This window comes from Enhygromyxa salina, from assembly GCF_000737335.2.
Lineage (GTDB): Bacteria > Myxococcota_A > Polyangia > Nannocystales > Nannocystaceae > Plesiocystis > Plesiocystis salina_C.
In genome coordinates this window covers 56,456-75,859 of record NZ_JMCC02000052.1, presented here as the reverse complement: position 1 = coordinate 75,859, position 19,404 = coordinate 56,456, and the positions used below count along the sequence as shown (strand labels likewise).

The 19,404-nt window shown below is 67.6% G+C and carries 13 protein-coding genes and 1 pseudogene; 5 read left to right on the top strand and 9 right to left on the bottom strand.

Features of this window, described 5'->3' with window-relative positions; genetic code table 11:
• Positions 1-73: 73 nt before the first annotated feature.
• Positions 74-259 (top strand): hypothetical protein, encoded by a 186-nt coding sequence (locus tag DB30_RS20550; RefSeq protein ID WP_052551578.1) that lies wholly within the window; start codon positions 74-76, stop codon positions 257-259.
• Between the two features lie 99 nt (positions 260-358).
• Here DB30_RS20550 and DB30_RS42350 read toward each other — a convergent pair.
• The 3 genes and pseudogenes from DB30_RS42350 to DB30_RS20535 all read right to left on the bottom strand — a co-directional run.
• Positions 359-547: pseudogene (locus DB30_RS42350) on the bottom strand (IS630 family transposase); the annotation flags it as partial.
• A gap of 11 nt (positions 548-558) precedes the next feature.
• Positions 559-1,041 carry a hypothetical protein gene (locus tag DB30_RS20540; RefSeq protein WP_146659837.1) on the bottom strand — a complete coding sequence of 161 codons (483 nt, stop codon included), beginning with the start codon at positions 1,039-1,041 and terminating at the stop codon, positions 559-561.
• Positions 1,042-1,129: 88 nt separating this feature from the next.
• Positions 1,130-1,531 carry a hypothetical protein gene (locus tag DB30_RS20535; RefSeq protein WP_146659835.1) on the bottom strand — a complete coding sequence of 134 codons (402 nt, stop codon included), beginning with the start codon at positions 1,529-1,531 and terminating at the stop codon, positions 1,130-1,132.
• A 121-nt stretch (positions 1,532-1,652) separates the two neighbouring features.
• On the opposite strand from DB30_RS20535, the gene DB30_RS20530 reads away from it, so the two are divergent.
• Positions 1,653-2,537 (top strand): LysR family transcriptional regulator, encoded by an 885-nt coding sequence (locus DB30_RS20530; RefSeq protein ID WP_052551573.1) that lies wholly within the window; start codon positions 1,653-1,655, stop codon positions 2,535-2,537.
• 232 nt (positions 2,538-2,769) lie between these two features.
• Here DB30_RS20530 and DB30_RS20525 read toward each other — a convergent pair whose 3' ends face one another.
• From DB30_RS20525 to DB30_RS42810, 4 genes are all read right to left on the bottom strand, one after another.
• Positions 2,770-5,676: a LamG-like jellyroll fold domain-containing protein gene (locus DB30_RS20525; RefSeq protein ID WP_146659833.1), complete on the bottom strand. Its 2,907-nt coding sequence runs from the start codon at positions 5,674-5,676 to the stop codon at positions 2,770-2,772.
• 124 nt (positions 5,677-5,800) lie between these two features.
• A complete protein-coding gene (locus DB30_RS20520; RefSeq protein WP_052551569.1) occupies positions 5,801-7,858 on the bottom strand; it encodes a response regulator in 2,058 nt (685 codons plus the stop codon).
• Positions 7,855-10,599 carry a PAS domain-containing sensor histidine kinase gene (locus tag DB30_RS20515; protein ID WP_052551568.1) on the bottom strand — a complete coding sequence of 915 codons (2,745 nt, stop codon included), beginning with the start codon at positions 10,597-10,599 and terminating at the stop codon, positions 7,855-7,857. The genes DB30_RS20520 and DB30_RS20515 overlap by 4 nt, the downstream gene beginning before the upstream one ends.
• Before the next feature lie 230 nt (positions 10,600-10,829).
• Positions 10,830-10,952, bottom strand: coding sequence for a hypothetical protein (locus DB30_RS42810; RefSeq protein WP_276204368.1), 123 nt, complete (start codon positions 10,950-10,952; stop codon positions 10,830-10,832).
• Positions 10,953-11,035: 83 nt separating this feature from the next.
• On the opposite strand from DB30_RS42810, the gene DB30_RS20510 reads away from it, so the two are divergent.
• Together DB30_RS20510 and DB30_RS20505 are read left to right on the top strand one after the other, a co-directional pair.
• Positions 11,036-14,335, top strand: a complete 3,300-nt coding sequence (locus DB30_RS20510; protein WP_052551566.1) for a hypothetical protein — start codon at positions 11,036-11,038, stop codon at positions 14,333-14,335.
• Positions 14,336-14,338: 3 nt separating this feature from the next.
• Positions 14,339-15,049, top strand: a complete 711-nt coding sequence (locus DB30_RS20505; protein WP_052551563.1) for a phosphatase domain-containing protein — start codon at positions 14,339-14,341, stop codon at positions 15,047-15,049.
• Positions 15,050-15,122: 73 nt separating this feature from the next.
• Here the strand turns inward: DB30_RS20505 and DB30_RS20500 are convergent, their stop codons facing one another.
• Positions 15,123-17,522: a TAXI family TRAP transporter solute-binding subunit gene (locus DB30_RS20500; protein ID WP_052551561.1), complete on the bottom strand. Its 2,400-nt coding sequence runs from the start codon at positions 17,520-17,522 to the stop codon at positions 15,123-15,125.
• Positions 17,519-18,376: a hypothetical protein gene (locus tag DB30_RS20495; protein WP_052551559.1), complete on the bottom strand. Its 858-nt coding sequence runs from the start codon at positions 18,374-18,376 to the stop codon at positions 17,519-17,521. The genes DB30_RS20500 and DB30_RS20495 overlap by 4 nt, the downstream gene beginning before the upstream one ends.
• A 105-nt stretch (positions 18,377-18,481) precedes the next feature.
• Here DB30_RS20495 and DB30_RS20490 point away from each other — a divergent pair, with 105 nt between their 5' ends.
• The gene (locus tag DB30_RS20490; RefSeq protein ID WP_052551556.1) at positions 18,482-19,384 is read left to right on the top strand and encodes a sulfite exporter TauE/SafE family protein; all 903 of its coding nucleotides are present in this window, start codon (positions 18,482-18,484) and stop codon (positions 19,382-19,384) included.
• The last annotated feature ends 20 nt before the right edge of the window (positions 19,385-19,404 follow it).

Genomic DNA, 19,404 nt, shown 5'->3' with positions numbered 1-19,404 from the left:
GGCCGAGAAAGTGACACTCCATGCTGACCTCACTGGACACCAACCTCTGGGTGGCGGCGCAACCGCTGCGCGGATGACCGTGATCCGGCTCGACGACGGGCGGCTCCTCCTGCACTCGCCGATCCGCTGCACCCCAGAGCTTCGCGAGGAGCTCGACGCGCTCGGGAGCGTCGCGTTCGTGGCCGCGCCGAATCGCTTCCACCACCTGTTCGCACGCGGGGCCCGACGTCGCGCTGTGGATCGCGCCAGGGCTCGATGAGAAACGCAAGGATCTCGACCCCGCCGGCGTCCTCGGCGACGAGCCGCCGCCCGGCTGGGTCGGCCAGATCGACCAGGTCTTCTTTCAGGGCTTCCCGCTCGCAAACGAGGTGGTCTTCCGGCGGCTCGTCACCTTGGCATGCCTCCACGGCGAGACGGCCCCAACCATCATGAAGATGTTCGCGGTGCCGTTGCGCCGGTACTCGTAGTCGACCCGCTCCACCTGGCCCTCCTGCGCCGAGATAGGGACTCGGGCTTCTCCGATGAGCTGGTACGGCTTCTCATCGAAGGTTGACTCGCTCAGTAGGCCGGGCCGGTGTGATCAGCGAACTGGGCAACAACAGCTTCCCAGCTCACACTCTCGAGCTCGCTCGCGCTCCAACTCCCGGTGACCGAGCCACCTCGGCTGATCACGCTGACCTGGCCGATCGCTGCGAGGTGTGCCTCGCCGACCACGAAGTTCATCATCGCCTCCTCGCTCTCCCACGCCGACAGGGTACGCAGGCTACCACAAGCCTCGGAGGCAGAGGTCGAGAGGCCCATCAAGCCGGGCGCCGGGGCCATCAGCTCCGCGATGATCGGGCCAAGCACGCTGTCGAACGACTGCGTGGAGTCGGCGTCGTCGCTGAGGCGCAAGTAGGTACTGGCAATCACCGCGGTCGGTGGCAATGCGGGCCAGTTGTTGGGGTCGCCGGCCTCGCCCGCGCTCAGATCCAGCGTGGCGTCGGCTTCAAACACCTCTGCCACACAATTGGAATCTTCGCCCGATTCATCGTCGGACACGCTGGGGTCAGTGGAATCACAGCCCAGCGCGGGGCCGAGCAACAATACAATGAGGGACAAGCAGAACGAGGGGATGGCGTGGTGTGTGTCAGGCATCATGGTCTCGAGCTTCGGGTTTGACAGAGGTGAACAGGAGCCGCTCGAAGTCACGCTGAAGCGACGACGAGTGGAAATTTTTGGCGACCGCGTAGGCCCGGTAGTGAACGCTGTCACCGACCCGGGGCGCGCGCCCCATCACGACATGCCACTCGCCGGGGGATGACCCGCGCAGCCGCAGGTAGCTGTAGCGCCCGGCCACCAGGACCTCGCTGACTTCGTCCACCCCCTCGAGATCGACGGGGGTTGCCTCGCTCAGTGGGTTGCTTGGAACGGCCTGCGCTTGGGCGACGGGTGCCGGAGAGTCTGAACATCCAGACAGGGCTGCCGCTGCGAACATCATGGCCGGGGCAAACAAAAATGAGAGAGTTGCTGGCTGGAGGCTTCGTTTCATGGCTAGCGGTGACCTGTTGCAGGGGATAGCATCAAAAATGCGTCTCGCTCAGCGAACTTTCCAGAACTCAGCGATTCAAAAATGATCACAATCCCATCGACCCGGGCTCGCGACGCCGCGCATGGATGAGCTCGACTGGCGATGGCTGCGAAGCTTCGTGTTCGTGGCGCAGGCCGACAGCATGCACGCCGCGGCGCAGCGCTCGGGGATCAGCCAGCCAACCTTGTCCCGACACATCAAGCTGCTCGAGGCGAACCTGGGCATCTCGCTGTTCGAGCGACGGGGGCGAGGGCTGACCCTCTCGCCCCAAGGCCAGGGGCTGTTCGAACGAGCGGTGGCCGTGCGCGACTCGGTCAAGACCTTCGAGCGTGAGGCGCTGGGGCTCTCGGAGCAGCAAGAGGGCTCGGTCTCGGTGACGATGAGCGGGGTGTTTGGGATCCACTTCGCGCCCGAATGGTTGAGCCAGCTCCGCATCGACGAGCCCCACATCACGATCGATCTGGTCATCGAGGACAGCGCGGTAAACTTGCTGCTGCGCGAGGCCGAGATCGCGGTCCGTCAATTCCGCCCGCACCAGCTCGAGCTGGTAACTCGATTGTTTGGCACCACCCCGCTGGGTCTGTATGCATCACCACAATATGTCGACCAACACGGCGAGCCGGCCGACATGGCGGAACTCGCGGACTTTGATCTGATCGGATTTGACCGAGAGACCTATTGGATAGAGGCGGCCGCCGCGATGGGGTTCGCGCACACCCGCGATGACTTCGCTATTCGCTGCGACGCGAGCGTCGTCCAGGTCTCGATGGCGCTCGCCGGCTTGGGCATCGCGGCCGTGCCCTCGTGGTGCGCGACGGGGCTGCCACTGCGCCGTGTGCTGCCCGAGATCGTGATTCCTGGGCCGCCGCTATACCTGGTTGCGCACCCGGACCTGCGTCGAAGCCCACGGGTTTCACGGGTCTGGAATCACCTCGCCGCGCGACTCGCTGCGCTGCCATTGGGGTGATGACGCTGACCTATCTGCAGGAGCTGGGCGAACACAACGGACCCATGCGCATCTACCCGCGCAGGGTCGGCGATCCGGTCGCCCCCCCCGCATGATCCCAACGCCCCAAGCTGGCCTTGGGCCCACTGCAAGTGTTGACGACAAAGCCCTCGGCGAAAAGGCCAAGCGAGGCGGCGCGAGGCATTGCAGGTCAAGCTGCGGCGCCCGGCCGGCTGATCTGGGCTCGCGGGGCTCACCCGCACGCGCCAGCGGCGAACAGCGGCGTATAGTGCACGCCAATGTCCACCGGCGAGCTATCGGTGCACTGCGAGGCCATCGTCGTCAGCGCGCTCGTGTCAAACTCTGGGGTCTCACCGCCAAAGTCCGCGCAGGCCGTGCCAGGCCGCAAGTAGTACTCCACGCGGCCATCGTCATCGAGGTCCGCCGGGTCAAATGGCGTCTGATGGGTGATGACGCCGGGCCCGTTGGCCAGCAGCCAGGTCTCGGGCGCGCCGCAGGACCAGCCCATGTAGATGTCCTGGCCCACGATCAGATCCGGCCACGCCGCGCAGTGCCGCATTGTCATGTCGGGCCCCGGAGGCGCGTACAGGCCAGCGCCGCTGGCCGCTGCATTGTTGGCGAAGGTCGAGTGGATGAAGGTCCCGCGTCCATACACGCCGCCGCCGCTGCTCGTCGCGATGTTCGACGCGAATTCCGTGTTGATCACCGTGGTCCCGGCCTCCGTCAGCAGCAAGCCGCCGCCGCGGCTCACCGTCGCCTGGTTGGCGATGAAGCGACAATCGATGATCTCGAACACATCCGGGTTGACGGCCCCGCTGCCGTTCGCAACCTCGACCGCGCCGCCGCGCCCACCTAAGTTGTTGGCGAACACGACCGATTGGATCGTCGTCGTCGACTCCTCCGCGTAGATCGCCCCGCCGCCTTGGACCGCGTCGTTCGCAATGAACTCACCGCCCTCGATCGTGAGCTCCATATAGCCAGGGTCAGCCGGATCATCATCGAGGAAGATCGCGCCCCCCCAGGTCGTGGCCGAGTTGCCGCTAAAGTCGTTCTGCGTGAGGTTGTACGCGCCACCGTTGCCGCCCAGATGCAGCGCGGCCCCCCGGTTGGCGTCGTTGTCGACGAACTCACAGCTGCTCACGTCCAGTGAGGTACCGGTCGCCCGAATCGCGCCACCGAGCGGCGCGGAGTTGGCTTCAAAGTGCGACGTTGCGATCTCGATCCCGCCCGCGCCGCTGGTCAGGATGCCCGCGCCCGCGCTCGCGGCATTGCCGGTGATCGTGAGGTTGTGAAGGAACACGCTGGTCGGCGGCTCAGGAGCGAGCGCGGCGGTGATCTGGATCGCACCCGCGCTGCTGCCCGAGATCGTGAAGCCATCGAGCCACAGCGACTCGAGCTCGCTCACCGCGCTGGACTCGATGACCACGACCCGCGAGGTCCAGCCGTCGGCCCCGAGCCGGACCGGGTGAAGCCCGACGTCGCGTTGTTCGAGCGCGTCTTCGGTTCCGTCAAACCCGCCATAGATCGCCATTGGCGCGGTGATCGTTGCAACCGGGACGCCGGGGGTTGGCGCGTAGGTGCCCTCCGCGACCCAGACCTCGGGGTAGCTGCACTGCGCCGAAGCGTTGATCGCCGCCTGCAGATCGTTGAACGCGGTCGCCCACGACCTCCCGTCGCCGCCTGGGTCGGCGCTGACGTTGACGTGGATCGGCCCATCACAAGGGCTGGGTACGCACAGCAGCGCCAGCTCCTCGGCGGGCAGCGCCCGGCTCCAGATCCGCAGTTGGTCGATCTCGCCGCCGAACCAACTGTTGGGATACCCGCCCTGCCCAACCGCGGAATAGCCGTAGTCCTTCAGTCCAATCGCCGGGTTCTGCAGCTCCGAGCGCATCGCACAGTCCACATAAAGGCGGGTCGCGACCCCACCGTCGACGACCATCGTCACCTCGGTCCATTCGTTGGCGGTGATCTCTTGATAGGGCGTCGCGGCCCACAGCAGGCCCTGCGTACCTTGGTTGTTGAGCGCCGCGGACATCTGCCCGCCTTGGCCGGGGTCGCCAACGTAGAGGCCCTGTGAGGGCCCGCAGCCGTAGCACAGCGCGTTGTACTTGGCGACGTCCGCGACCCGCATCCGCGCGCTGAGGGTAAAGTCGCCGTCAACGCCGCCATACAGCGCGGGCGAGCGCGGCCCCACGAACGAGATCCGATCATCGATGCCATCGAGGCTGACGGCCTGCCCCGCGGGTGAACTGACGAGCGCCGCCCCGCTCTGCAGCGTGCCGTGCCGTCCGTGACCCGACATGTCCGTGATCTGGTCGCCATCATGGTCCTCGAAGGTCCAATTGAGCTCGAGCCCTTGCTCGAGCAGCGGCGGCGTTGGGCATAGCTCGGTCAGCTCGGCCTCGGAGAGCGCCCGATTCCAGATCCGCAGATCATCGATCTGGCCCTGGAACCACCGATCCGCCACCACGCCCTGACCGATCGTCGAGTAGCCATAATCTTTCAGGCCCACGCCGGCGTTGGCCAGCTGCGAGTCGAACTGGCAATTGAAGTAATAGCGCGCGGCCACGCCAGCCTCGACGATCATTGTCACTTCGGCCCAGGTGTCGGGCAGCAGCGACTCGGACGAGGTCGGCCACAGCATGCCCTGGGTGTTCTGGTTGTAGATCGCCGACATGACCCGCTTGCCGTAGCCGGCGGTGCCGACGTACATGACCGACAGCGGCCCACAGCCCACGCACAGGGTGTTGTACTTGCCGAGGTCCGCGACCTGGACTCGCGCGCTGACCGTGAAATTCCCATTGGTTCCGCCGTAGAGCGAGGGCGCGCGCGGACCCGCGAACGAGATATAGTCGTCGATACCGTCGAGGCTGACGGCCTCGCCGAAGGGCGAGCTCACGAACGAGCCGCCCTGCAGGGTGCCATGGCGGTTGTTGCCCGACACATCGGTGATCTTCGTGCCGACTCGGTCCTCGAAGGTCCAGCGCAACAGCAGGCCGTCTTCGAGGCCGCGAAAGTCGCTCGACCCGTCAACACCCTCGTCAAGCCCCTCGTCGGCACATCCGGCCAGGGCCAGGGTCGTGAGCAGGGCGGGCAACAGACCAAACTTGGAGGGCGGGGGGCTGGTGGTGTGACGCATGGGAGCTCTGGCGGACGGGGCCTCTGGCTGTATGGCAGCATCGAGCTCGACCTTCAATCCATTCACCACCCACTCACCCACCAGCCCGGCTGCGCGATAGTGCGCCGCGTCGAGGCCCACCGGGTCAATCGTCCGAGTCCAGGCCGCACGCGGCGTTGACGATGTCGAGCAGCTGCGCGGCGCTATACGGCTTTTGCAAGAACGTGACCCCGCGCCGCAGCTGCAACTCCACGAGCATCGCGTCCGCGGAGTAGCCGCTGGAGAACACAATTCGCACGTCGGCCGAGCGCGCGCGCAGGCGATCCGCGAGCTCCCGCCCCCCCATCCCGTCGGGGATCGTGAGATCGGCCAGCACGACGTCGATCGCGTCCCCCCGCCGCTCCCACACGCGCAGCGCCTTCTCACCAGAGTCGGCCTCGATGACCGAGAATCCGTTGGCCGCCAAGACCCGGGTCACGGACGCCCGGATCGCGCGCTCGTCGTCGACCACCAGCACGGTCTTGCCTGCGCCTGTCGAGGTGTCGCTCGCCGGGCTCGCCCCCGCGCCGTTGGCCTCAGTCAGCTGCCGCGACGAGACCGGTAGATACACCTCGAAGCTGGTGCCATCGTCAATCTTGCTATGAACGCGAATCCAGCCCCGGTGTTGTTGGACGATTCCATAGACGGTCGTCAACCCAATCCCGGTCCCGACACCGGACGCCTTGGTCGTGAAGAAGGGATCCCAGATCTGGTCCAACACCCCCGGCTCGATACCGTCACCTGTATCTTGCACATCCAGCACCACGAACTCGCCGGCGTAGGCCTGGCCGTCCAAGGTCCTCGCGCTGCTTGGCGTGAGCCGCTCGTAGCGGGTTCCGAGCGTGAGCCTGCCGCCGCCGGGCATCGCGTCGCGGGCGTTGACGGCGAGGTTGATGAGCACCTGCTCGATCATCCCCACGTCGCCAAGGATCGGCGGCAGCTCGCTGCCAAGCCTCAGCTCGACATTCACGTCACCTATGACACGGCGCAGCATTTGGCTGGTCGACGCGACCACATTGTTGAGATCGATCGGGTTGGCCTCGAGCACCTGCGTGCGGCTAAACGCCAACAGCTGCCGGGTCAGCATCGCCCCGCGCTCGGCCGCGGCCGAGATCTCCATGGCGCACTCTGCGATGTCCCGGGGGTCGCTGCTGCTCTCGAGGAACGACGCGTTCGCTTGAATGATCGTGAGTAGATTATTGAAGTCGTGAGCGACGCCGCCAGCGAGCTGTCCGACGGCCTCGAGCCGCTGCGACTGCAACAGCTGGGACTGAATCGCCTTGCGATCGATCGCGTACCGGACCGCACGCTGGAGCGCGCGCCCCGTGAGCTCACCCTTGAGCAGGTAGTCGTGGGCGCCCTCGCGCAGGGCCTCGAGCCCGGTGGCTTCGTCATCGAAGTTCGTCAGCACGATCACGGGGACCCCGCGCGCGGCGGCCTGGATCCGGCGATAGGTCGCCACCCCCCGTGAGTCGGGCAAGCCGAGGTCCGTCAGCACCACGTCGACGGCGACGCCATCCGCAATGATCTGCTCGGCGTCGCTCAGCCGCGTCGTGTGGGAGAGCCGAAATTGCCGGCCCTGTGAGCACTCGAGCGCCGTTCGAACCAGCAGCGCGTCGGTCTCGCTGTCTTCGATCAGCAACACGTGCAGCGGCTCGAGACTGGCGGTCGCGCGGCGCGTCGGCGCGGAAGGGGCGACGATCCCCTCGAACGCAGACGCAGGCGGCAGCGTCACGACCTCGAACCAGTACTTGCCCAACGTCTCGAGCGCCGCGCTGAACCTGGTGAAGTCAACGGGCTTGGTGATGTAGCTGTTCGCGTGCTCGCCGTAGGCCCAGGTGATGTCCTCTTCGGCGCTGGAGGTCGTGAGCACCACGACCGGGATGAAGCGCAGCAGCGGGTCGCGCTTGATCTGCGACAGCACCTCGCGCCCGTCCATCTTTGGCATGTTGAGGTCGAGCAACAGCAGATCCGGCCGTGGGGCGGCCTCAAACCGCCCCTGCCGGCGCAGGAACGCCATCGCGTCGACCCCGTTGTCGACCACGTGCAGCGAGTGGTGGATCCCCGATTGCTCGATCGCCGTCACCGTGACAAGGCGGTCCGTGGGGCTGTCCTCGACCAGCAGGATCTCGATCGCGCGTTGACGTTGCAGTGCTCGTTTCATGGGTGTTCTCCACGCTCTGCGCATGGACTCGCGGGCAACGTGAAGTAGAACGACGTCCCCTGGCCGACCGTCGACTCGACCCAGATGCGGCCGTCATGGCGCTCCACGATCTTCTTGCAGAGCGCGAGGCCGATGCCGGTTCCCGGGTACTCGGCGCGGGTGTGCAGCCGTTGAAACAAGACAAAGACACGATCAAAATAGTCTCGCTCGATGCCAATTCCGTTGTCGCGCACGCAGAACAACCAGTCGTCTTTGTCTTGCTTGGCGCTGATCTCGACGCGCGGCGGCGCGTCACTTCGGTACTTGAGCGCGTTGCCGATGAGGTTCTGAAACAGCTGACTCAGCTGCGTCGCGTCCCCGCTGACCGGCGGGAGCGCCCCGTACTGGACGCGGGCTCCAGTCTCGGCGATGCCAGAATCCAGGTTCGTGAGGGCTTGGCCCAGCGCGGCGTTGGTGTCGACGTACCCAAAATCGGCTCCGTGCGAGGAAACCCTGGAATAGGTGAGTAGATCCGTAATCAGAATGCGCATGCGATCCGCACCATCGACAATGTGACCAATCAGAGAATTGGCAGACTCGTCGAGCGCGTCGTGATACTTGTGCTGAAGGATCTGTGCACACCCCGCCACCGCTCGCAGCGGCTCTTGAAGATCGTGGGAGGCCGCGTAGGCGAAGTGCTCGAGGTCGCGATTGCTGCGCTCGAGGTCGTCGCGTTGGCGCTGAAGCAGCATCTCCATCCGCTTGCGCTGGGTGGTCACCTGGGTAAAGAACAGGAGGCCGCCGATCTCGCCGTCGGGCCGGTGCCACGGCCGGACCTCCCAGTGCAACCAATCCATGCTTCCATCAGCGCGTGGGAACGGGTCGTCGGTGGAGCTCTCGATCGCGCCGCGTAGCGCCCGTTGGTGAACCTGCTTCCAGCGCGCGGGGGTCTCTGGAAAGATCTCGTAGTGAGACCTACCGATGAGGTTGTCCTCGTCGAGCTGATAGTCGCGGATCCATCGAGCGCTGGCCTGAATGTAGCGAAGCTCCGTATCGACCATTGCGATCGCCGCGGGGACGTAGCGAACGAACTGCTCGAGCAAGCGCTTGTTGGCGAGCAGCGCCAGCTCGGCTTCGCGCTTGGCGCTCATGTCGCGATTGACACCGAGCATTCGATATGGCTCGCCGTGTTCGTCGTAGAACACCTTCCCTACCGAGTGGATATGTCGGATCTCGTCACCGGGCCCGACAACCCTAAATCCAGTGTCGAACTCTCCGCTCCCCTCGATCGCGGCCTTTACCGCCGCCTCGCTCGCTGCCCGATCGCTGGGGTGCAAGGCCGCCGCCCAGGTCTCGTAGGATCCGGGGTCACGCCCAGGCAAGCGCCCGTAGAGCGCGTGCATCTGCTCGTCCCACGTCAGCTGGTCGCGGCGGATATCCCAGTCCCACACGCCCATCCGCGCCGCTGACGTGGCCATGCGCAGGCGCTCGGCGGACAAGTCGCGGTCGCGCTGCGCGTAGACCAGATCGGATACGTCTTGGAAGGTGCCGACCAGTATCCTCAGTCCATTCGCGTCCAGGACCCGACGTCCGCGAGAGATCGCAACACGGCGCTCGTCGTCGGGTCGGATGAGCTCGACCTCGAGCTCGTAGTCCTCACCGGTCGCGTGGGTGTGATCCAACGCCTGATCGAGCCGCGCGAGGCTGTCTGGTGGGAACGCCTTGCGCTGCTCGGCAACCGACGGAATCGGCGCCCCTGGTGACCGGCCAAGGATGCGGAACAACTCATCGGACCACTCGACTTCGCCGGTCGCCGGACAGTACGACCAACTTCCGATGTGGGAGATGCGTTGGGCGATCTCGAGCTGTGCGTTGGCCTCTTGCAGCGCGGTGGTGCGCTCGAGGACCCGGGCCTCGAGCTCACCATTTATCTGCGCGAGTCGGTCTTGGGCGTCGCGCAGCTCCTGAATATCGGTGTTGCTTCCAAGCCACTTCACCAGCTGCCCGTGACCGTCGAAGATCGGCACAGCCCGGGTCGAGAACCACCGATACCGGCCGTCACTGGCTCGCAGACGGAACTCTTGCGTATAGGCGCCTTGGCCCTCGACGGCCGCTTGCCAGCTAGCCTGGGTCTGCTCGCGGTCGTCGGGGTGGACCTGTTCGAGCCAATTCCAGCCCAGTTGCAAGTGGGCGGGTGTGCCCGTGTAGCGAACCCACTGCGGACTCAAATAGTCACAGACGCCGTCGGGCCGACACGTCCACACAAACTGAGGTAGCGACTCGAGGATTTGGCTCAGGCTGTCGCTGTCGCCGAACTGTACCGTGCCGGATGCCTGCACTTGGTGGGTGCACAACAGCCCGCTGGGGTTGACGCCGTCGCCGCGAACGATCACACATTGGTCTCGAGTGCGGAGCACCGTGCCGTCGGACCGCTGCCATCGCAGCCCCCCCTCGTAGTGGCTCGCGGTGTCGCGGTCCTGCGCACGATAATGGTCGAGCATGCGCTCGATCGCTCGTCGATCGGGCATTGGTATGTGCTCCGCGTCCGTGTCTCGAGGGGTCTGCAGCGCGGCGCACAGCGAGGGGCTCAACCACACCCTTTCGCGCGCCCAGTCCCAGTACGCGAGTCCATCGCCGCCCGCGTCCAGCACGAAGTCGAGCGCCCGCGCGTCGGCCCGAAGCGCGGCGTGTAGATCGCCACGCGTCGGATCCGGGCCGGCAACCTTCGTCGCCTGCTCGACGGAGTAGTCAACGATCGTCATCGGCAAGACGCAAGCTAGGCGGTGTCCATGCTACCGGCAAAGTGGCGAGCACATTGACACCCGCTGTCATACGCCGCGCGCGAGCTGGGGTTTGGCGGGATGACGCCAGGCGAGTCATTGATCAGACTTGGCCAGCCCCGATCGCAGATCGTGGGTATCCAAACAATGGACAGGCTCCCGCCACCGCGTGGACCGGTCGCACCTGCGAGCGCTTCGCCATGAGTGGCGACTCACGCGAGCCCGACTCGACGCGAGCGCATCCCCGAGTCGCCACGCCGCGCCATGCACGCAACCTCGCTCGCTGCCGCCGCCGACTCGCGCAGGAACCCCCGGCGGGCGAGTTCTGGGATCATGCGTCGCTGGCTTTTCCCGCGACAGCGACCCGTGTCCCGCGACAGCGACCCATGGACGAGCGCGCTGTTCTACCCTCGCGGGCATGCGTACCGAGGTGTTGCTTCGCCAGCTCGCAGGTCTGGATCACCGCGAGCGAATTGCGGCCTTGGTCGCCCACACCCGCGCGCTCCCGGCCGCGCAAGCGCGAGCGTTCGGGCGCGAGCTGTGGTCTGGGGATACCCACCAACGCATGTTGGCGCTGCATGTCGCCGAGCAGTGCGAAGACATGGAGCTGGCTTGGCTCGCGCTCGAGGATTCTTCACGCTCGGTTCGAGCTTGCGCGGCCAAGTTGGTCGGGCGCGGGGCGCCAGCGATCCCCGTGAGCGTGCTCGACACCCTCGACACCCTCACGCTCCGGCGCGTGTACAACGAGGTGGCACGGCGCAGTCGCGCGTCAGTCGCCGAGCTTCTGGTCGATGGCCTGATCGCCCGCGAGCGCTTCGACGAGGCGGCCAGGCTGCTGTCCGTGTGCGCGGAGCCGGCCGTGGCCGCGCGCCTCGACCACCCCTGGCCCGACGTGGTGTGGATCCGGCTCGCTGGCCATCACCCAACGCTGTTGGTCGCTCGGATCGAGCAGCTGTTCGCAGCCGACCCGGCCCGGCCCGATCTGATCTGGCGACGCTTCGACGTGGGCGTGTGGTCCAAGCTCGCGCGCTCGCAGCCACAGGCGCTCGCAGACTGGATCGACCGCTTCGCCGACGCCGACAGCCTGCCTTTTCCCCTGCGCGCTGCGTTGCCGTGGTTGACGTGCTGGTCGCCCGCGCGGGTCGTGGCGTGGTTGAGCACGCGGATCGCCTGGACCTGCGCAAGCGCCCTCCCGCGGGGGCTGGCCAAGCGGGTGCATCAGCTCGACGACGCGAGCCTGGTTCCCCTGTGTCAGGGGCTGGCGCGCGGGGCTCCCGAGCGGCTGGGCCAGCTGCTGTCCTGCATGCCCCACACCCGCCGCGGCCAGTTGTTCGAGCGGGCCGTCGCGCCGCTCGAGCTCGCCCGGATCGAGTGGCCGACGTCGCTGCTCGCCCGGCTGCCGCTGTCGCTGCGCGATCGTGAGGCCGCGCGCATGCTCGAGCTCAGCCGCGCACAGACCGACGGAAGTTGGCGGCGCGAGCTGCTTGGGCTGCGTTGGATCCAGCTCGCCCGCCCCCTGCTCGAGCTCGAGGGTCGCGCCGCACAAGCGACCGAGCGAGCCGAGGCCCACGTCGCGTTAATTCGCAGCAGCGCCGGCTCGCGCGAGGGCATGGCGCAGACGCTCGCGTGGCTGAAGCGGATCAAGAACGAGCAAGACCCGGTTCGCATGGCTGTGCTCGGCGCCCTGGCCGAGATCCCTGCGACTCGCTTTGACGAGCCCGAACCACTCGACGAGGTGCTCGCGCCGATCTTCGAGGCCCGCGACACCTCGTGGGCGACCCGGTCCAAGGCCGCGCGCCTGGCCCAACGATTGCTGTGTGCCCACGCGAGCGCGCCCGACTCGCCGATGTTCTCGCTGGGCGTGAGCATCTTGGAGCGGCTGGCCGGACAGGGCGGCACCCTGGATCTGCCGCGCCTGTATCACAACCTGCCGCGCGGGGCCGAGCGGGCGATCTTCGCGGTGCTGTGGCCGTGGATCGAGGCCGCCAACAAGCGCCAGCAAGAGACCCACGTGGTGCGGCTGTGGATGGCGCTGGGCAAGCGCGCGTGGCGAGTGCCCGAGCTGGGCGCGGTGATGAGCGAGCTGATCTGGCACGGGCACAAGAGCAACGCCGGCAACGCGGCGCAGCGATGGATCGAGGATCCCAAGACCCGCGACGAGCGAGTCCGCGAGCTGGTCAAGCGCGACCGATCGGCGCTGTACCTGCGCGCGGTGTTCGATCACTGCCTGGCCCGCCGTCAGACCTTGCTGGCGGATCGCTTCGCCAGCAAGGCGCCGCGCGGGCGCTTCCACGACGGCAAGGTCGTCACGATCCCGTGGATTCACAACGAGGCTCTGTTCGGTCGGTGGACCACGGAATTGCAGCAGCAGTACCTCGCGCTGATCGACGCGGCCGAGGCTTCGCCCAAGCAGTTCGCGCAGACCCGGGCCGCGCTGGTGAAGCTGCGCGGACACGTGCCGCTGACCCAGATCGCGGATCTACGCGGCGCGCTCGAGTCGACGGACGTCAACGTGCAAGAGGCCGCGCTGGGCGTGTTGGTGTGGCTCGACGACGCCGCGCCGGGGCTGCCGATCCTGCTCGAGCACCTCGATGGAGATCGGGCCCGCGTGGCCATGTACGCGATGCCACGCATGGCCCGGCTGATCCCGCGTGAACGCTTGGTCCACGCGCTCGCGCAGCTGTTGGCGCGGCCGTGGTTGAAGGTCACCGTCCACAAAGAGGCGCTGCGCCTGCTGGGCCAGCTGGCGACCGCGCCCGCGCTGGCGCTGCTGCGTGAGAGCTGGGCCAAGCCGCTGCACCGGGACGTGCGGATCGCGGCTCTGCACGCGGCGCGGTCGGTGCCCGGGCAGGAGGACGCGTGGGAGATATTGACGAGCGCCGCGCGGGATGACGATCAAGACGTCGCCCGCGCGGTGGTCGAGGTCGGGCTGAGCAGCCTCCCGGCGGCGTATCGGCCCCGGTACTTGGAGGTGATGGGGACGGTGGCGGATCATCCCAGCCCGCTCGCTCGCACGGCCTTGTTCACCTCGCTGTCGGGCGGTTGGGCGAGCGTGTCCCCGGTGCGCGCGAGCGAAGTTGCGGCGGCAGTGGTGGGGCGGCTGGATCTTCACGATCCGTGGCGACACGCGGCGGAGGTCCTGGCCCAGGGCGCGCGCTCGCCCAAGACCCACGCGATCTGCGTCGCGCTGGTCGAGCAGCTGATCGCCGCGGCGCAGGTCGACCTCGCGCCCGCCGGGGAGCGCGACCAGCTGGCGCACCAACGCCTGCGGGGGGTGCTGGATGCTCTGAGTGCGGATCGGCATCCGAACAATGCCGTGTTGCTGGAGTTGCTCGCGGCCAAGCTGTGTGCGCAGCCGCGGTGGTGGTTGGCGGGGGCGCGGCTTGGGATCGCGGCGGCGTCCAATGATCGACTTGGCGCGGTGGTGATCGAGCTGGTCGCGGCCGCGCCCACGGCTCGGTGTGCGCTGTTGCTCGAGGCGCCCGTCAGCGCGGCCGCGCGGCTTGGCGCGCGCGCGTGGACGGACGAGCAGGCGGGGCTGGTGATCGATCAGCTGATCGGAAGCGAGGCTGCGGCGCGGATCCTCGCGCTTGGGGTGCTGAGCGAGTTTGGGCCTCGCTCTGGTTGGGCGGCGCCGTTTGTCGCGCGGCTGGAGCGGCTGCGGGAGGACGGTGACCTCGATGTTCAGTCGGCGGCGCTGGAGCTGTGGGTGAGCTGAGCGATGCGGCGTGGGCTTGGGATCATGTTTGTCGGCGGCGGGCTCGGAGCCGGAGCGATGGGCGTGGCCGTTGGCCCTGTTGGCATGGTCGCCCTTGGCTGGCTCGGTCTGAGCTTGATCGCGGTGGGTTGGGCCTACCTGGGTCACGACACCCGAGTGTTTGGCAAGCGGTCCGATGGCACCCGGCATGTCGCGGCGACGCTCGTGTTGCTTCCCTACCTCGGCCTACTCGGAGTGGTCTGGCGGCTCGCTCGCGTCACCAGTCGTGAACCTGCGGTGACGAGGCTCAGCGAAGAGTTGTGGCTCGCGCGGCGGTTGCTGGCGGGGGAGCTGCCCGCGGAGGTCCGGACAATTGTCGATCTCACCTGCGAGCAGGTCGAGCCTACGGTGATCCGCCAACGGCCGGGCTATGTCTGCTTTCCGATCCTCGATGCGGCCGCGCCACGCCTCGCGGATCTCCAGGCCGCCGTCGACCAAGTCGCAACCGCCGAGCGCGTGCTGATCCACTGCGCGCAAGGCCACGGTCGAACAGGCTTGTTCGCCGCCGCGCTGTTGCTCCGCCGCGGCCTCGCCGGGACGCCTCAGCAGGCGCTCGCGCAGATCACCGCCGCCCGCCCTGGGGTGCGCCTGTCGTCAGTACAAATGCGGGTGCTCGACGCGTACGCAGACGCGCTCGTGGTCCGGGAGGCCGCCGCGACCGAGAGCGCGTGCTGACCGGTGCAGCGAAGCCAGGACTGGGTAAACGCTTGGCAAATCTGGTGCTCGTCTGCCCCGGTCACCACCAAGCTCAGCGCCGCGACTTCAACACCTTGCGCAGATCCGCCTCGTCCTCCGCGAACGCCAACACCCGGTCCCCCTCGCCAAGCACGGTTTCCAGCGGCGGGTTCACCCGCAGCCGCCGCGCGATCGCGGCCTGCGGGCTGCTGTCCGCCACGTCCGACGCGTCGTACGCAAGCCGCCCCTGGTGCCCGCGATACAGCCCAATCGGCACGATCCCCGCGCGCGCCTGGGCGGTGAACAACAGCTTGCGAAGCTCTCGCCAGGTCTTTCCGTGAAAGCTCTCTGACAGCTCCACGGTGTAGAGTTCGGAGTTGTCGTCGCGGAAGCTGACGATGTCGTTGAACAGCTCGCCAAAGCTTGGATCCACGCAGGCGTTGGCCAGCCACGCGTCGGCGAGCTGCCGGGCCGGAACCGGCACCAACCAGCGCGAGAAGGGATCGAACAACCCATCGGCCACGTCGCCATCGGTTGCCTCGACCAAGGTCACCGGCACCGTCGCCCGAGCCCCGCGGGCGTCGTCGCCAGCGAGCGCGGGCGAGTGAACCGACGGCGACATGCCCAGCCCGTGCTGCTGTTTGGTCGCCTCGATCCTGGCCGCCGGATCCAAGCGCACGCACGCGTGATGCACCGCCCGCGCGATCCGCAGCGGGTGATAGCCACCTTGCAGCACGATCACGCGCGCAGCCCTGGGCAGGCGCAGATCAACGAGGTCCTCGGGCACCTCCGGGTTTTGCTGGTAGATCGTCAGCCCCCGCACCTTCGTGAGCTGGGCCCGGACCCGCGGCGGCAGGGTGTCCGAGACGACCACGTGGATCGAGCGCTGACGCAGCGGCCCCGGGCTACGCAGCACGCGGACCAGCTGCAGCATCTCTTCGCGGAAGTTCAAGATCACGATGTGGTTTCGCATCCGCCGAAACAGCCGCATCTGATCGCGGGACAAGATGCTCGTCAGCGCCGCCGTAAACCACGCGAGCAGACCCAAACCAGCGATCGTCGCGGCCGCCCCGATCACCCGGGCGGTCGAGGTCTTGAGCGACTCGCTGTCAAAGTTGCCCGTCGCGAACATGTTCATCTCCCAGAACGAGTCGTTGAGGGTGCGAACGCGGGCGTTGCTGTCGTGCTCGAGGTTCCAGACCACGACCGTCGCGGCCACGACGATCAGCAAGAACCCAGCAAAGGGCACAATCGGGTTGGACAGCTGGCCCTCGAGGTTGCCGCTGAGCGGGTTGCCCAGCAGACCCTTGCGACGCAGGAATCGACGCAACAGCACCAGCGCGCCACCCACCAGCGCGAGCGCAGCGATGACCTTGGCCCAGTAGATCGCAAAGTCGCGGCGCTCGGTCAGACCCGCGCCGGGATGCAGCGGGATCGGCTCGCGCTCGGCGAAGTCGCGCCAGCGGACCGACACGGGCGGCTGCCCCTCGACCGGGTTGTGCTCGATCCACCGCAGCCCGTCGATCAGCTCGCCAACCTGCTCGTCGCTCAGCGCGTCAACGCCCGCGCGGCGGGCCGTGAGCACCACCGTGCTCACGCACACGCTGGGCACGCCAAACTCGAGTCCCGGGTAGCTGTGGGCGTCGATCTGGCAGATCCGATAGTACGGAAATCCGTCGATCAAGCGCTCGATCACCGAGTCAGGCAGCGCGTTGAGCCCGGCCATGCCCGAAGCCAGCAAGCCCGAGATCGCGTCGTCACCGATCTCGGTGGTCCGCAGCATCATCAAGAGCTCGCCGTTCTGCATCGCCGTCATCGCGGCTTTGTTCTTGATCGGCAGCGAGTTGACGTCGTCGAGGGTCAGCCCGGCCGCGCCCAGGATCACCTTCGAGGTCTCCATGCTGCCCGAGCCCAGCTGGCCCACGAAGATCGGCCGATCGCCGACCGAGCTGAAGTCGTCGAGGCGCACCGGCCGACGCACGATCACGTGGACCGCCGAGTCGTCGATCGCGGCGACTAACTGAAGCTCGACGCCCGCGAGCTCGGCGGACGAGAGCTCGCACATCCACCCGCTCTGGGCCCCGTCCTCGAGCGCGTGATCACCGACAGCCGAAGCGGCGAAGGCCTCGGCCGCGACGTCGTATTGAACCAGGGCCGCGTCGACCTCTCCGCGCGCGAGCTTGCGGACGTTGTCGCACGAGCCGCCGGTGTTCTCGACGTGGATCCGCGTGCCCGCGTTGATCTGCTCGAGCGCATTCGCGAGCGCGTCACCGGTCTGCGAGAATCCGCCGCCCTTGCTGCCTGCGCCAAACCGGATCGTCCCCGCAGGCAGCGGCGTGGGCTTGGCATCGGGCTGGGCATCGGGCTGGGCCTCGGGCGCGGGCTCCTGCGCACGGGCAACCGGCAGCCAACACGTGATCCACAGCGCGAACAGAGCGAACAGCCCAGCCGCGAGCTTGGCTGGCCGAGTCACGCGCCCACCTGGATCCCGGGCCGCTCACTATTGGATCGCTCGGGGGCTTGCTCGGGGGCTTGCTCGGGGGCTTGCTCGAGGGGATCTTCGCCGGTCACCAACACCATCAAGCACACGCACTCGCTCAGGCGCGTGCGCGGGCCCGGGTTCACGACGACGTTGATCGGCTGCCCTCCCTCGCTGCGACCCTTGGCCACGCCGATCACGGTCATCGGCCGGCCCGCGCTGTCGCACTCGAGGCTGAGCGCTGCGTCGGCGAAGGTCCCGTCGCGCAGGCGCTCGGGGACCGCGATGCTCTGCACGTGGTGGCGACCACGCAGCAGCCCCACGATGAACTGGAACACGCCCAGATCCACGCACGCTTGCCCGAGCAGGGCCGCGCGCAGGTGACCGGGGTAGAACACGTTGGCGACCCCCAGCCCCACGAACTCGAAGGCGGCCTCGGGATCCTCGATCTCGACCAGCACGTTGGGGCCAAGCGCGTCGCCGCAGGCCCGACGGATCGCGGCGCAGGTCAAGCGCGAGGCCGAGTCGGGCTCGTCCATGCCCGCGCGCGGCAGCACGATCACCGAGCGAGCGGCGACAATGTCAACGTCATCGATCAGGCGGATCGGGTACGCGTCGGACCCGGGCTTGACGTCGATCGCCAAGGTCCGCACCTCCACACCCTGGACCTGCCGGACCGCGAGTGGGGCGGTCCCGTCGCGCACGCAAGTGATGCGATTCACGCCAACGCTGGCGATCGTGCGGGCGAGCTCATCGACGAGACCCGCGCTCGCCGGTGACCAGTGCAGCACGACAACGCCGGGGCCTCGCGTTGATCCAGCGTCATTGGTTGGGTCTGGATCGCTCACTGCGGCAGCGACGATGCCGATCGCTGGAGCGAGGTGTCAAGCGCGTGTATGATCGGCGCTACCACGCTCTGGCTCCCTACACTCGCTGCTGAGTTCGGCCCTCGAGTGGCGGCGATCCAACTCGACGCCGCGCTGCTGTGGCTGGTCGCCGCTGCCCTGGTATCGGGCGTCATGGCCTATCTAGGGGCGATGGTCGGGCTCGTGCTCGGTCAGTTTCGGCTGCCCTTGTTGGTGATCGCGCTGAGCTCCGCTCCGGCCGCGGCGGCGTCGAACCTGGCGATCTCGTCGCTGGGCGCGGGCACTGGCGCGTTCGCCCACGCGCGTGAAGGGCGGGTCGAGCTGCGCTTGTTGCTGAGCATTGGCCTGCCCTCGGCGATCGCGGCCTACATTTCGTCGCGCAGCGTCGTCAAGGTCGAGGGCTGGTGGATCGAGGCGGTGATCGGCGCGACCTTGCTGATCTCCGCGGTGCCGCTGGGTCGCAAGGCGATCGCTATCCGCAAGTCGAGCGCCGCGGCCAAGCCGGAGCCGGCCGCCAGCGACTCACCGCCCACCGCAACTGGGCCCGCCACCTCTGGGCCCGCCGCCACCGGGTCAAACAGCGCTGGGCCCGAGAGCTCCGGCAGCCGCCCGCAACTGCGCGGCAAGCTGCTCGCGCTCGAGGTCGTGATCGGGGTCGTCCTCGGTGCCCTCTCGGGCGTGGTCGGCCTGCTGCTCGGGACCTTGCGACTGCCCGCGATGCTGCGCTTGGGCGTGAGCGCCCCCAAGGCCGCTGGCACCAACATGGCGATCGGCTTCTTCACCGGCGTCGCCGGAGCGCTCGGGGCGATCGGCAGCGGCCGCGTGTCACTGCTGGCCTTCGCTACCGTCGGCGGCGCGACATTCTTGGGCGCGTACTTGGGCGCGAAGCAGACCAAGTCGCTGCCAACGGCCCGGCACTTCGCGCTGATCGCCAGCGTGCTGGTGGCGGTTGGGATCTGGCTGATCTCGAAAGCGGTCCTGAACCAGTAGCGCGACTCGAGCTTGGACCC

What these genes read in the sequence shown, in the direction of transcription:
- DB30_RS20550 (WP_052551578.1), top strand. Translation starts at nt 74, where the DNA reads ATGACCGTGATCCGGCTCGACGACGGGCGGCTCCTCCTGCACTCGCCG.
- DB30_RS20535 (WP_146659835.1), bottom strand. Translation starts at nt 1,531, where the DNA reads ATGAAACGAAGCCTCCAGCCAGCAACTCTCTCATTTTTGTTTGCCCCG.
- DB30_RS20530 (WP_052551573.1), top strand. Translation starts at nt 1,653, where the DNA reads ATGGATGAGCTCGACTGGCGATGGCTGCGAAGCTTCGTGTTCGTGGCG.
- DB30_RS20525 (WP_146659833.1), bottom strand. Translation starts at nt 5,676, where the DNA reads ATGCGTCACACCACCAGCCCCCCGCCCTCCAAGTTTGGTCTGTTGCCC.
- DB30_RS20520 (WP_052551569.1), bottom strand. Translation starts at nt 7,858, where the DNA reads ATGAAACGAGCACTGCAACGTCAACGCGCGATCGAGATCCTGCTGGTC.
- DB30_RS20515 (WP_052551568.1), bottom strand. Translation starts at nt 10,599, where the DNA reads ATGACGATCGTTGACTACTCCGTCGAGCAGGCGACGAAGGTTGCCGGC.
- DB30_RS42810 (WP_276204368.1), bottom strand. Translation starts at nt 10,952, where the DNA reads ATGATCCCAGAACTCGCCCGCCGGGGGTTCCTGCGCGAGTCGGCGGCG.
- DB30_RS20510 (WP_052551566.1), top strand. Translation starts at nt 11,036, where the DNA reads ATGCGTACCGAGGTGTTGCTTCGCCAGCTCGCAGGTCTGGATCACCGC.
- DB30_RS20505 (WP_052551563.1), top strand. Translation starts at nt 14,339, where the DNA reads ATGCGGCGTGGGCTTGGGATCATGTTTGTCGGCGGCGGGCTCGGAGCC.